This is a genomic window from Nonlabens sp. Asnod2-A12 (genome assembly GCF_045063745.1).
Taxonomy (GTDB): domain Bacteria; phylum Bacteroidota; class Bacteroidia; order Flavobacteriales; family Flavobacteriaceae; genus Nonlabens; species Nonlabens xylanidelens.
The window spans coordinates 1,534,651-1,547,239 of sequence record NZ_JBEFOB010000003.1 but is presented as its reverse complement, the minus strand read 5'-3'; the positions used below and the strand labels follow the sequence as shown (position 1 = coordinate 1,547,239).

Annotated in this window: 14 protein-coding genes; 4 read left to right on the top strand and 10 right to left on the bottom strand. The window is 35.3% G+C overall.

Going from position 1 to position 12,589, the window contains the following annotated elements; genetic code table 11:
- The first annotated feature begins 6 nt into the window (after positions 1-6).
- The 3 genes from ACJJVJ_RS07165 to ACJJVJ_RS07155 all read left to right on the top strand — a co-directional run bounded on the left by ACJJVJ_RS07165 (position 7) and on the right by ACJJVJ_RS07155 (position 4,415).
- Positions 7-1,734: a hypothetical protein gene (locus tag ACJJVJ_RS07165; RefSeq protein WP_405369704.1), complete on the top strand. Its 1,728-nt coding sequence runs from the start codon at positions 7-9 to the stop codon at positions 1,732-1,734.
- Between the two features lie 186 nt (positions 1,735-1,920).
- Positions 1,921-3,561, top strand: coding sequence for an amidohydrolase (locus ACJJVJ_RS07160; RefSeq protein WP_405369703.1), 1,641 nt, complete (start codon positions 1,921-1,923; stop codon positions 3,559-3,561).
- A 35-nt stretch (positions 3,562-3,596) separates the two neighbouring features.
- Positions 3,597-4,415 (top strand): hypothetical protein, encoded by an 819-nt coding sequence (locus tag ACJJVJ_RS07155; protein WP_405369702.1) that lies wholly within the window; start codon positions 3,597-3,599, stop codon positions 4,413-4,415.
- Between the two features lie 70 nt (positions 4,416-4,485).
- Here ACJJVJ_RS07155 and ACJJVJ_RS07150 read toward each other — a convergent pair whose 3' ends face one another.
- From ACJJVJ_RS07150 to ACJJVJ_RS07110, 9 genes are all read right to left on the bottom strand, one after another.
- The gene (locus ACJJVJ_RS07150) at positions 4,486-4,902 is read right to left on the bottom strand and encodes a YkvA family protein (protein WP_405369701.1); all 417 of its coding nucleotides are present in this window, start codon (positions 4,900-4,902) and stop codon (positions 4,486-4,488) included.
- Positions 4,899-5,315 (bottom strand): VOC family protein, encoded by a 417-nt coding sequence (locus ACJJVJ_RS07145; protein ID WP_104516069.1) that lies wholly within the window; start codon positions 5,313-5,315, stop codon positions 4,899-4,901. Before ACJJVJ_RS07145 ends, ACJJVJ_RS07150 begins: the two co-directional genes overlap by 4 nt.
- On the bottom strand, positions 5,312-5,521 hold the full coding sequence (locus ACJJVJ_RS07140) for a hypothetical protein (protein ID WP_405369700.1): 210 nt from the start codon (positions 5,519-5,521) through the stop codon (positions 5,312-5,314). Before ACJJVJ_RS07140 ends, ACJJVJ_RS07145 begins: the two co-directional genes overlap by 4 nt.
- 64 nt (positions 5,522-5,585) lie before the next feature.
- Entirely contained in the window at positions 5,586-6,128 is a 543-nt protein-coding gene (locus tag ACJJVJ_RS07135; protein WP_405369699.1) for a ClpP family protease, read from the bottom strand.
- Positions 6,129-6,190: 62 nt separating this feature from the next.
- Positions 6,191-7,213, bottom strand: a complete 1,023-nt coding sequence (locus tag ACJJVJ_RS07130; RefSeq protein ID WP_405369698.1) for an AI-2E family transporter — start codon at positions 7,211-7,213, stop codon at positions 6,191-6,193.
- 148 nt (positions 7,214-7,361) lie between these two features.
- Positions 7,362-8,204 (bottom strand): alpha/beta fold hydrolase, encoded by an 843-nt coding sequence (locus ACJJVJ_RS07125; protein ID WP_405369697.1) that lies wholly within the window; start codon positions 8,202-8,204, stop codon positions 7,362-7,364.
- An 11-nt stretch (positions 8,205-8,215) separates the two neighbouring features.
- Positions 8,216-8,764 carry a hypothetical protein gene (locus tag ACJJVJ_RS07120; protein ID WP_104516073.1) on the bottom strand — a complete coding sequence of 183 codons (549 nt, stop codon included), beginning with the start codon at positions 8,762-8,764 and terminating at the stop codon, positions 8,216-8,218.
- Positions 8,765-8,861: 97 nt separating this feature from the next.
- Entirely contained in the window at positions 8,862-10,379 is a 1,518-nt protein-coding gene (locus ACJJVJ_RS07115; protein ID WP_405369696.1) for a helicase HerA-like domain-containing protein, read from the bottom strand.
- A 101-nt stretch (positions 10,380-10,480) separates the two neighbouring features.
- Positions 10,481-11,185, bottom strand: coding sequence for a hypothetical protein (locus ACJJVJ_RS07110; RefSeq protein WP_405369695.1), 705 nt, complete (start codon positions 11,183-11,185; stop codon positions 10,481-10,483).
- Positions 11,186-11,319: 134 nt separating this feature from the next.
- Between ACJJVJ_RS07110 and ACJJVJ_RS07105 the strand changes: the two genes are divergently transcribed.
- Entirely contained in the window at positions 11,320-11,952 is a 633-nt protein-coding gene (locus ACJJVJ_RS07105) for a 7-carboxy-7-deazaguanine synthase QueE (protein ID WP_405369694.1), read from the top strand.
- Here the strand turns inward: ACJJVJ_RS07105 and ACJJVJ_RS07100 are convergent.
- Positions 11,949-12,497, bottom strand: coding sequence for a DUF2911 domain-containing protein (locus ACJJVJ_RS07100; RefSeq protein ID WP_405369693.1), 549 nt, complete (start codon positions 12,495-12,497; stop codon positions 11,949-11,951). The genes ACJJVJ_RS07105 and ACJJVJ_RS07100 overlap by 4 nt on opposite strands.
- Between the last annotated feature and the right edge of the window lie 92 nt (positions 12,498-12,589).

The following is a 12,589-nucleotide window of genomic DNA, read 5'->3' as shown; positions in this document are numbered from 1 at the left end:
CAAACAATGAATTTCAATATAAAATATATATCACTAGCAATAGTTGCGTTAACTGCAACTATCGCTACTGCACAAACTACAGAAGAAGAGGAAGATCGTTTAAACGGTGGTACGATTACGGTGGTAAAAGCCTATGATCCTACCATAAGCGATGCTTTTAAGGTAAAAAGTAACCCAAGTTTTAGTGATACAACTAAGGTGAAAAAGAAACCGGTTACTTATAGTATTTTCTCTATTCCTGTAGCCAGTACATTTACTCCGGCTAAAACTGGTCTGTCCAGATTAAAACCTACTCAAAAGGCTAAGTACTTTAAAAACTATGCACGTTTAGGGTTGGGTAATTACATTAATGTTTTGGGTGAATTTGCTGCCAACTTTGAGTTAGATAGAGATAGTGATCTAGGAGTTTTCTTTAATCATAACTCTTCTCAAGGAGGTATAGACGAAGCTATTGCAGACGATTCTTACTCGGACACCTCACTAGATGTTTCTTATGGAAAACGTACCAGAGATATGAATTGGGGAATCACAGCAGGTGCTAGATATCAAACAGCAAACTGGTATGGAGATTATGAAAACGGACTTAACCTATTGACAGAAGATACAGACGTTGCTTTTAACTACCTATCTTATGCTTTAGGCGGTAAAGCAACTTTCTTTGACGGTGTTTTTAAAGGCGTAGATGTTAACTTTACTGGTACCACATCGAGCAATGACGGTAGTGAGATACGCTTTAATGCACAACCTCAATTAGGTTTTGATATTTTGGATACAGAGGTTGCACTAGGAGTAGAGCTAGATTACTTGAGCGGTAGTTTTGATACACAAGGTTTAATTCCAGCAGCAGACGAGTACACGTACTTAAAAGCAGGGTTAAATCCATCGATCAACCTTTATGGAGATAATTATAAAGTAAAATTAGGTGCGACGGTTAACTACCTTAACAATAGCGAGGCATCAGAAAGTGATGTGTACGTTTATCCAGATGTGGTAGCAAGTTATATCGTAGTAGAAGAAAAATTCATTCCATATGTTACCTTAGGTGGTGGTCTAGATATGAATTCATTACAGCAATTTGCCGCAGAAAATGTTTTTCTAGCACCAGCAATAGACGTGATACCTACTAGCAGATTGTTAGATGCTCAATTAGGTTTTAAAGGTAAAATATCTGAAAACTTTGGGTACAAAGTATTCGGTGGTTATAAGATAGAAGAGAGCAAGTCTTTTTATAATAAAGGAGTAGGAGCAACCACAACTACAGGTCTAGAAGCTTATGAATATGGAAACGTGTTCTACACACAATATGCAGATTTAAATACAACACTTTATGGAGCGACATTAAGCTATGATGTGAATACCGCATTTAACCTTAGTTTAAATGCGACCGGTTTTAGTTATGACGTTTCAGAAGGAGATGCTTTTAATAACGTAGCTTCTCATTTACCAGAATTCACTGCAGACCTTGTGGGGAATTATGAGATCAATGAAAAATGGAATGTAGGAGCAACACTTTACTTCGTTGGTGAGAGAGATGCCTTCAGAAATGGAGTAGGAGCAGAGACTCTTGATTCTTTTGTAGATCTTAATCTAGACGTTAATTATAAAATAAATCCTAAATTAACTGCCTTTTTAAGAGGTCAGAATCTTACAGGTGGTAACTATGAATATTACTTAGATTACCCAGTTCAAAATTTACAGATTATGGGTGGAGCAGTTTATAAATTTGATTTTTAAAATTGTTTTAATTCCGCTTTCGCGAAAGCGGAACAATTAAATAGCTAGTAAACTCATTCAAATACAGAACTCACTCAATCAACTTTTGAGTGAGTTTTTTTTATGTTTAAAAACTATAATTGTCAGCATGTATACAAGCTGCAGTAATTAATTGTTTTAATAGTTTCTGTGGCTTATTTTCACATCATGAAAAAAATACTTTCCTTACTAGCGCTTGTGTTGATTATTTCTTGTCAAGAGAAAGAACAAATCACAGCAGACCTCATAATTGAAAATGCTCAAATTTATACTGTAAATAAGGACTTCTCTACAGCTACTGCTATGGCAGTAAAAGATGGTAAAGTTGTTTTTGTAGGTAGCCAGGAAGATTTAAAAGCTCAAACCTTAAAGGCTGCTAAAACTATAGATGCTTCTGGTAAGTTTATTTATCCCGGTTTAATAGATGCTCACTGTCATTTTTATGGTTTAGGACAACAATTACAGCGTGTAGATCTAGTCGGTACGTCTAGCTATGATGAGGTGATACAAGAGGTTGTAAATTTCCAAGAAAAGAATAGCAAAAGCTTTATTATAGGACGTGGCTGGGATCAAAATGATTGGGATGTAAAAGAATTTCCTACTAATGAAAAGCTTAATGAATTATTTCCAGACATTCCAGTTGCCTTAACAAGAATAGATGGTCATGCGATGATTGCAAACGATGCCGCTTTGAAATTAGCTGGTATTACTGTGGATACAGATCCATTCGGTGGAGCTATTGAAATTAAAGAAGGAAAGTTGACAGGAATACTAGTAGATAACCCTATGGAATTAGTAGAAGCGGTTTTCCCTGCAGAAACTACCGAAGAGTCTATTAAATCTTTAATGGATGCTCAGGAGATCAACTTCGGTTATGGAATTACTACGGTAGATGACGCTGGTTTAATGCGTTCTACCATAGAACTTATAGATAGCCTACAACAAGATGGAACTTTAAAAATGAAGATCTATGCGATGATTTCTAACACGCCAGAAAACTTAGATTATTATTTAAATAAAGGAGTGGTAAAAACAAATCACCTAAATGTAAGATCGGTAAAGTTCTATGCAGACGGCGCTCTAGGTAGTCGCGGTGCTGCAATGAAAGAATCCTATTCAGATAAACACGATCATTATGGTGCCTTATTAAGCAGTGTAAAAGATTTCAGAGGTATTGCAGAGCGTATTGCCGCTACAGACTACCAGATGAATACCCATGCGATAGGTGATAGTGCTAATTATGTGGTTTTAAAAAACTATAAGGAATTACTTAGTGATAAAAAAGACAGAAGATGGAGAGTAGAACACGCTCAAATCGTTGATCCAGTAGATTTTGAGTTTTTTGATACAGAAAATATACTTCCGTCGGTGCAGCCTACGCATGCTACTAGCGATATGTATTGGGCGCAAGATAGAGTAGGAGAAGAGCGCATTCAAGGAGCTTATGCTTATAAGAAGCTTTTGGGTATGTCTAATATGCTAGCTCTAGGTACTGATTACCCTGTGGAGCAGGTAAATCCGTTTTTGACCTTTTATGCCGCAGTAGCAAGAAAAGACACCAGCGGTTTTCCAGAAAATGGTTTCCGTGCAGACCAGGCTCTTTCAAGAGAAGAAGCTTTAAGAGGTATGACCATTTGGGCAGCTTATTCTAATTTTGAAGAAAATGAAAAAGGTAGTCTGGAAATAGGAAAGGCAGCCGACTTTATTATGTTAGATAAAGATTTAATGGAAGTTGCTATAGAACAAGTCCCTAATTTGAAAGTTAGTGCTACTTACAGTAATGGGGAATTGGTTTACTCTTCTAAATAGTATCAGTATATCTATTGTAATTACATAATGACTTTATGAAATATCTATCAATTTTACTCACCTTACTCTTTGTTGTGCAAGGATATTCTCAGGATAAAGAAAGAGATGTGTTGATAGTTAATAGAATAGATGAAAAAATCATACGCGCCTTTGAATACGAAAATGATTCTTTGGTTGATCAATCTTTTCTAGTTGAAGAATTTGATGAATATGGAAACTTGGTTCGCTTTAAAATTAATAACCTTGATGGGACTCTAAAAAAGGAGACTAATTATGAATTCTCAGAAGATGGGTCTACCAAGTTTGGTAAAAGCTTTGATGAAAAAGGTGACCTGAAGTATAGTATTAATACTGTCAAGAACAAGAAAAATCGATCGATTGAATTGTTTCAAATATCTGCTGAAGGAGATACATTAGTTCATCAAAAATGGATTAGGGATAGAAATTTTAATGATAGTATTCTTTATAGAATTACACATGGTAAAAGATCTGTAGACCAAAAATGGAGTTATAATAAAGACGGTGAATTGATATCTAACTCAAGATACAATACTTCAGGTATAAGGACTTTTCATAAAGTATTTACATATCAGAAAAAGGGAAATTGTATTAAGAGATTTGAAAATGGTGAGAAATTGGACTGTTATGAATGTAACGAAGTCAATGAAAAAACATCTTTTAACTTGAAAAATAGTACAGGCTACCTTTATGGTATTAAACTTAAATTTGAAAAAGGTGGTAGAACTAAAGAAACTTTTCTGCCTAACGGTCTCGCTGATAAAACAGAGTACTTTTCAAAAAATAATAAACTGTTAGCAAAGATTGAGTACTCTTATGTGATAAAAAATAATTGATACTTTTTATGTAGGAAATCAAATAAGGATTTTCAGCTTGAGTTTCGTGTTACTATCAGTAAAAATGGATTTACTCTTCTAAATAAGAATCTTCCTTAAGTTTCCAGTCTAGATATCTATGTAAGTCGGTCTCGATCCATCCGGTTACAAAGGAGAGGACTGTTAGGTCATCTATAAATCCTAATCCTGGAATAAAATCTGGGATAAGGTCTATGGGGCTAAAAACATATAATAATCCTGTAGTAATGGCAGCAATGGTAAACCATGGGATGTTCGTATAAATGCCTTTACGATAATCTTTAATCATCATAAACATGATCTTACCTAGCTTGGCATATTTTTTTAAAAAGCCAGAATTTGCAATAGTAGAAGTAATACTTTCTTCTTTTTCTATCGCGTCATCCACATCTGCGACAGTAGTCTGTTCTACGGTCTCTAGAGTGTAGTCTTCGTCAGGTAAATTTATTTTTTTTCTGAATAGTCTCATGATGCAAATATTTGATCAAAGTCCTTAAAAGACTTAAATTCTAATGAATTTCCGCTTGGGTCTTGAAAGAACATAGTGGCTTGCTCGCCTGGTAGTCCTTCAAATCTTATATACGGCTCGATTATAAATTTGATTCCTTTTTCTTTTACCGCTTTCGCGAAAGCGTGAAAAATATCCCATTCTAGAACGACACCAAAATGAGGAACAGGAACGGCCTTGCCATCTACGGCATTAATGGCTGCTTTTTGAGCCTCTTCTGTCACATGTATAACTAGTTGATGGCCGAAGAAATCAAAGTCTACCCAATGGTCAGAACTGCGTCCTTCTTTACAGCCTAATGTATCGCGATAAAACGCACGTGTAGTGGTGATTTCTTTAACAGGAATAGCTAGGTGAAAAGGAGTTAGTTTCATTTAGTTAATTTTTTATGGATGTAATAATAAAGCCAGGCGATGGGAATGTTACCTACTACAACTGGCAGTAAGGTGTATGAAAAAGAAATGACAAATGATTTTAAGTATTCTTCTGAACCTATAGTAAGTATCGCATAAATACCGAACAAGATTAAAAAGATAAATGAAATTGTTCTAAAGTAAGCGTTTAAGTAATCTCTAACCATTTTTATGAAATTAAAAAGCCAGCTTAAAGATAAGCTGGCTTTTTGAATAAATGTGTTATGTTATTTATAAAATACCATCCACGATTCCGTATGCTAAAGCTTCATCAGCTCCTAGCCAGTAATCACGGTTAAAATCTTTCATCACTTTTTCAAAAGTCTGTCCACAGTTGTCTGCAAGAATTTGAGCACTTAATTCTTTAGTTTTAAGAATCTCGTTTGCAGTGATTTCAATGTCTGCACTGGTACCACGAGCACCACCACTAGGCTGGTGTATCATTACACGACCGTGTTTTTGTATCATGCGACGTCCTTTAGTACCTCCAGAAAGAAGTAAAGAACCCATAGATGCAGCAAGACCACTACATACAGTGCTTACTGGGCTTTTAATTTCTTGCATCGTGTCATAAATAGAAAAACCAGCAGTTACATAACCACCTGGACTATTAATTACAAAAGTGATTTCTTCATTACTTAAAGAATCTAGGTATAACAATCTGTCTACACAGTGTCTAGCTGTTTTCTCATCTACCATTCCCCAAATGAACAATTTGCGTTGTTCAATGTAAGTTTCGTCTATTTTATCTTGAAGTTTAAATGCTTTGCTCATTCAATTTTAATTTGGGTTAAAAATACGGAATCTTAAAAAATAAATCTACTCAATTAACAAGACTATATCTTCTTACCTTGTTTGCCATATTCGTTTTTGTAAATTTTTACGAGTAGTAAAAATAAACTTACTAATAAAGGTCCAAAGATAAGTCCTATAAAACCGAATAGAGGTACACCGACTACTACACCTATAAGTGTAACTAGTGGATGTACGTCGGCTAGGCGTTTTTGTACCACTAGCCTGAAAAGATTATCAGTAGAACCTACAACCACGGCGCCATAAATCAGTATTCCTATAGCAGCGGTGGTGTCTCCTTGTGAGAATAATAAAATACACACCGGTAATATTCCTAAAGCTGTTCCTACAAATGGAATCATACTACCTATTATGGTGATTACAAACCAAAAGAATGGGTTATCCACGCCGAATATGAAATAACCTATCAAGGCAACAACACCTTGAAGTAAGGCTACTAGCGGTATGCCTATGGCGTTTGATTTTACTAAGTCTATACTTTCTTTACCTATATTCTTTGTGTTTTCTTCTTTAAGAGGTAAGTACACTAAGGCTGTTGCTAACCATTTCTTACGCTCGGTTAACATGAAGTATAATAAAAAGAACATGATCCCTACAGAGATGGTTACGGTAAGGCTAGAGTTTGCGAGATCTTGGATGTTTTGGGATATCCATGTACTTACTTCACTAGAATTTATGTTTTCAGAAATATTCATTCCTACTAGCTCTTCAGCTTTGGAAATCTCTGATTTTATAGTGTCGGTTATAGCTGTACTGTTCTGGATAGCTGTCTTTACTTTAGAAGTAAGCATCAATCCTATTCCTGCAATAGGTAATAGAATAATCACAAATGATAAGAACATAAGGAGCGTTGCGGCTAGTGCAGGTTTCCATTTTCTTTTTTCAAGCTTCTCTTGAAGTGGTGCGAGCAAAATAAATAAAGTAACAGCACCTAAAACACCTCCTAAATAAGGAAGTAGTTCCATGCCTATCAAGAATAGAATACCTATTATGATTAATAGGATGAATAGCTGGCGTATCTTAGTAGTAGGAATCTGATCAGTCATAAGGGTCAGTTATTTCTTAATGAAATTGTTAGCTCTTCTTTACTCTTTTGAAATTTTATCTATGTGTAATAAATGCGGTTAATTTATTTTAATGAATTTATAATTAATTTGCTTAGTAATCAATCATTATAGATTAATATAAATGTAATTAAGGTCTCGCCAGAAACTTTAGAACCTCTTCTATCACTTCTGGAGTGTACAAACTATGACCACCAGTTTGAGATGTATAAGTGCTGGAATTAGGCATTTTTGCAGCTATTTCATCCATTGCAGCATAGGGTACAATTACATCCTGCGGATTATGGACAATTAGGGAAGGGATTTGAATTTTCTCTGCAAAATCTGCAGCTACAAAATCTTCTATTAGAAAGCCAAAAGTGTTTTTAAGTAAGTTGTTTAAACTACCATAAACAGAGTTGTTGAAGCTAGTTATGTTTTGATAACCGCGCATAATAACTTCTAGTTTATTAGGGCTACCTAATAAAACTAATTTCTCTATAAAATTATGTGGATGATTTGATTCTTGATATATAGTAGCCATGGCGCCTACACTATGAGCGATTACTATTTTAGGCTCATATAAATCAATAACCGTCGTAATAACTTTTGAATATTTTACAGCGGTAAATAATTCACCGTCAGAAGCTCCGTGGGCAGGTGCGTCTATAGCGATTATATTATAGTCTAGTTTCTGTAATGGTTCAATAAGGTATTTCCATCTGTAGGCGTTAGATTCCCAACCATGATTTAATAAGACTGTAGGGCCGTTACCTTTCCAGTGATAGAGCTGAAATAAGCCATCTTCAAAGGCTATCTTTTGTGTTCTAGCCGTACTAAGAAACTCTTTTTGATGTTCTGCAATTTTACCTCTTCTAGGTATGCTGAATACTTTGAGCGCTAGACTTGCTGCCTTTTCTTTAGAGAATAGGTGAATCGTATTAAAATAAAAGCCATACAGTTTAGGTATGGCTTTTTGAAGTGTTTTTTTCATGAGTATTTAAATTACCAGGATACAAACATATAAAGTGGCTTAGTGTCTTCTGGAATCATCGTTTTTTCTATAGAAGCACTAATGTCAAATTTCACATCAGTAGGTAAATCATCTTTAGATATTGTGAAATAAAAATTTTCTTCATTTACCCATATTACAGCATCGTCGATCATGTTATCTACACTACTTATTTTATATGCTGTACTTATCTCTTTATAAGTACTGTTTTTAGTAATACCTTTTAAAGTAGTAAAACGCTCGTCACGTATAATAATATTCTCAATAGTAGCTGTACTATCTAGCGCTTCACTAGGTGTAAGAGTTAATAAATGTGCTCCACCTTTTTCAAAGATCTCTATTTGGTTTGCGCCATTACTAAATTCATCTCCTTTGACCGCTCTTACAATACTATCGTTTGCATAAATGCTATCTAATTGAAATACTTTCATGTCTTTAGTCAGGTGACCTACACGATCTTTATTCCATTCAAATGGATCTTGATCTTTAGAGCAACTAGCTAGTACGACTATTACGGCAATTAACGCTATTACTTTTTTCATATTTTTATTTAAAGATGTAAAATTACAATTGCTAGAGAAACTACACGAGTTTTGCATTATTTATTTTACAGTTCTTATTAGTATTTTAACTCTTAAATTATTTTAACGCTTTACCTAAAATTCCCATTACTCCTCTAATAAAAGAAGCGCTGGTTAATACTTTTAGGATAGGGTTCTGTCTGGTGCTAGTTCTAGAAGTAGAAGATTTACGAGCTTTTGCTTTTTCCTTTGCCGCCTTTTCTTTGATCTCCTCTTCATTTGCCTCTTCTATTTTTTTCTGTAGAATTTCTTCAGCACTTTCTCGATCTATTTCTTCATTGTACTTATCAGTAAGTTCAGAATCTGCAATGAGATCACTTAGTTCTCTGTCAGATAGAACATCCATGCGACTTTCTGGAGCACGCAATAGGGTTGCAGCTAGAGGACTAGGTCTTCCTTTCTCATCTAGTGCGCTTATTAAAGCTTCTCCTATACCTAACGAGGTGAGTATTTCGGCAGTGTTGTAATAATCTGTTTCAGGATAATTTTGTGCGGTAAGCTTTATGGCTTTTCTGTCTTTTGCAGTAAAAGCTCTTAGTGCATGTTGTATTTTAAGTCCTAGTTGACTTAATACGCCTTCAGGTATATCTGTTGGGTTTTGAGTTACAAAATAAAGACCTATTCCCTTAGAACGTATTAATTTTACAATACTCTCTATTTGACTAAGTAATGCTTTGCTTGCGTTGTCAAAAATTAAATGAGCCTCGTCTATAAATAAAATAAGCTCAGGTTTATCACTATCACCTTGTTCAGGAAAAGTAGAATATATTTCAGCCAGCAGGCTTAGCATAAACGTAGAGAAAAGCTTAGGTCTGTCTTGTATGTCGGTAAGTCTTATTACATTAACATATCCGTTACCGTCACGATCTTTTCTTACTAGATCTTTAACATCAAAACTACGCTCTCCAAAAAAACGTTGAGCACCCTGTTGTTCTAGTTCGATAAGTTTTCTAAGAATTGCACCAGTAGAAGATGTAGATATGCGGCCATACTCTTCTTGGAATTCTTCTTTACCTGCTCCAGTAGCATATTGTAATACCTTTTTTAAATCATCTAGGTCTAGTAAGGGTAACTTATTATCATCACAATACTTGAAAACTACTGATATAATACCGGCTTGCGTTTCTGTAACATCAAGAATCCTTGATAAAAGCACCGGGCCGAATTCGCTCACGGTAGCTCTCATTTTAATTCCGTCTTGTTCAGAAATAGTCATGATTTCTACAGGTGATTTTCTTTTTTTGAAATCTAGACCTATTTTCTCGTGACGCTCATCTATTTTTTCATGCCCAGGACTTTCTGCAGCTATACCAGAAAGGTCCCCTTTTATATCCATTAATAGAGTAGGTACGCCTTGTTGTGATAGTTGCTCGGCTATTATTTGTAACGTTTTTGTTTTCCCAGTACCTGTGGCACCAGCTATTAAACCATGACGGTTCATAGTTTTTAATGGGATTTTTACATGTGCATTTGTTAACGTCTCGCCGTCTAACATTGCAGCACCCATAATGATAGCATCGCCTTTTGGGCTGTAACCGTCAGTTATATATTTGAAAAATTCATCTTTTTGGGACATGAAAAAAGTGTTTCCTCAAAAGTAATTCAAAAATTTGGGTATAAAAAAACAGTTCTGCAATAACGAAGAACTGTTTTTGTAATGTCTCTAAATGGTATTATTTAATCGGATACTCTTAAGATCCCTATATCACAAAAGTCTAATGGTTCTGCAGTGTCGCTATTAGTTAGGTAAAAACGTAGGTCGAGCACTTGACCAGCTGTAATTTTAAATTGAAACACCCCAGAAGCACCCCAGTAATCATTACTTCCAGGTATATTAGCATATCCACGACACAAGTATCCTTTGCGACTGGAGTCTATAAAAACACCTAATATGTATTTATGATCTCCACTATTAACATTACGCAATGAAATCCCTCCGCTTATTTGATAAGTTCCAGATTTTAGTATTCTAATTTTTCCGTCAGATATAACATCAAAATGTGTAGGGTCTGAAGAGAGAATTTCTCCAGAACCTTCACCTATAGGGAATTGATGAAAGTTAGAATCGGTTCCTATATCTTCAGTTCCATTAAAACTTTTATACAAAGTGATTTGTGGAATGGTGGGAGTTGCCTGGTTTTTCCAACTTAGATTTTTATAAATGTGCAACGATTTTGTATCTGTATTAAATACAATAGAGCCTTCTAGAGGCGTTGGGATTAGGTTCATTGCTGCAGTATCCATTCTTGGAGGGACAAAACTGCCAGTTGTACTATCTATTTGTAATGCAGAGCCGTCATCAGGGGTTGAAGTATTGACACCTACTTGGGCTGTAATAATCTGGCTAGAGATTATTATAAGTAAATAAAAGAATTTTTTCATGAAGAAAGTAAAGAGTGAGTATGGTTAAGTATTTGAATAAAATATAGTTGAGGGATTATATTTTCTACAAATGTATTAATTTATCATATGTTACTCTGTTATAATTAATGTAAAAGCTAACGTATCTTTGCAAGATGCTAGAGAAAACAATACAGCAACAGGTTGAAAAAGGTACTATGTTGCCTTTAATGGAAGAGTTTTACACCATTCAGGGTGAAGGATATCATACTGGTCGCGCGGCTTATTTTATTAGAGTAGGTGGTTGTGATGTGGGATGTCACTGGTGCGATGTAAAAGAGAGCTGGGATCCAGAAAAACACCCACCTACAGGTGTGGATCAAATCGTGGCAAATGCAGCAAAGTATAGTAAAACTATAGTAGTGACAGGAGGAGAGCCTCTTACATGGAATATGGAACCTCTTACTACAGGTTTAAAAAATGCCTCTCTCGATGTGCATATTGAAACCAGTGGAGCCTATCCGCTCTCTGGTCATTGGGACTGGATTTGTTTATCGCCTAAAAAAGCAAAAATGCCACTTCCTGAAGTCTATGAAGCAGCACATGAGCTTAAAGTAATCGTATTTAATCGTCATGATCTCGCTTTCGCGAAAGCGGAATCTGAAAAAGTATCTTCTACATGCAAGCTTTTTTTACAGCCAGAGTGGTCTGTGCGTGAAAAAATGATTCCATTTATTACCGAATTCGTTATGGAAAATCCAGAATGGCAAGTCTCTTTGCAAACTCATAAGTATTTAAATATACCTTAGGGATTTACCACGGTAAAAGGTACGCTAGCGATAGTGTCGTCCCAACCTAAGAATAACATACCTCCATTGTTTTGTTCTACAAAGCTTATAGAGAAGGACTCTATTTTTTGTGGTGATGGTAGTACGTCCATAGTTGTGGTGATTAGGTTTTTAGAGGCGTCATATTCAAGGCCAGATTGTGTGGTGTCTGTGTTAAGTATAAATTTCCAATTATTTTCACTCGGAATAGTGTAAAGAGAGTAGGTGCCTGCTTTTACTAGTTTATTATTAAATTTCACATCCTTATAAAACGCGATCTCAGTCGCTTCATTTGCGCCAGTTCTCCATACTTGGTCATAAGGAACTAATTTTCCGAAAATTTCTCTGTCACGTTTAGATGGGCGGCTGTAGATTACTCTAGCAACAGCGGCTTTATTTGCGTCGCGATACATAACCACATCTAGTGGGCTTTTATCTAGTTGAGAGAAAGTTAGGTCGCTCTCATTTTGTGCAAAGGAGAAAAATGAGCAGGTTAGACATAAGAGAATAATATGGATATTTTTCATAGTATGAGTTGTTGATTATGAGAGACCTAAATTAATCAATATTAATGCCATATGCCTATTAATAATTTGTTAATAACTTAAGCTGCTATTTT

Bases quoted from the DNA above. Each gene is read 5' to 3' on its own strand.
- ACJJVJ_RS07150 (WP_405369701.1), bottom strand. From the start codon at position 4,902: ATGAGACTATTCAGAAAAAAAATAAATTTACCTGACGAAGACTACACT.
- ACJJVJ_RS07125 (WP_405369697.1), bottom strand. From the start codon at position 8,204: ATGAAAAAAACACTTCAAAAAGCCATACCTAAACTGTATGGCTTTTAT.
- ACJJVJ_RS07160 (WP_405369703.1), top strand. From the start codon at position 1,921: ATGAAAAAAATACTTTCCTTACTAGCGCTTGTGTTGATTATTTCTTGT.
- ACJJVJ_RS07105 (WP_405369694.1), top strand. From the start codon at position 11,320: ATGCTAGAGAAAACAATACAGCAACAGGTTGAAAAAGGTACTATGTTG.
- ACJJVJ_RS07165 (WP_405369704.1), top strand. From the start codon at position 7: ATGAATTTCAATATAAAATATATATCACTAGCAATAGTTGCGTTAACT.
- ACJJVJ_RS07100 (WP_405369693.1), bottom strand. From the start codon at position 12,497: ATGAAAAATATCCATATTATTCTCTTATGTCTAACCTGCTCATTTTTC.
- ACJJVJ_RS07130 (WP_405369698.1), bottom strand. From the start codon at position 7,213: ATGACTGATCAGATTCCTACTACTAAGATACGCCAGCTATTCATCCTA.
- ACJJVJ_RS07120 (WP_104516073.1), bottom strand. From the start codon at position 8,764: ATGAAAAAAGTAATAGCGTTAATTGCCGTAATAGTCGTACTAGCTAGT.
- ACJJVJ_RS07110 (WP_405369695.1), bottom strand. From the start codon at position 11,185: ATGAAAAAATTCTTTTATTTACTTATAATAATCTCTAGCCAGATTATT.
- ACJJVJ_RS07145 (WP_104516069.1), bottom strand. From the start codon at position 5,315: ATGAAACTAACTCCTTTTCACCTAGCTATTCCTGTTAAAGAAATCACC.
- ACJJVJ_RS07140 (WP_405369700.1), bottom strand. From the start codon at position 5,521: ATGGTTAGAGATTACTTAAACGCTTACTTTAGAACAATTTCATTTATC.
- ACJJVJ_RS07155 (WP_405369702.1), top strand. From the start codon at position 3,597: ATGAAATATCTATCAATTTTACTCACCTTACTCTTTGTTGTGCAAGGA.
- ACJJVJ_RS07135 (WP_405369699.1), bottom strand. From the start codon at position 6,128: ATGAGCAAAGCATTTAAACTTCAAGATAAAATAGACGAAACTTACATT.
- ACJJVJ_RS07115 (WP_405369696.1), bottom strand. From the start codon at position 10,379: ATGTCCCAAAAAGATGAATTTTTCAAATATATAACTGACGGTTACAGC.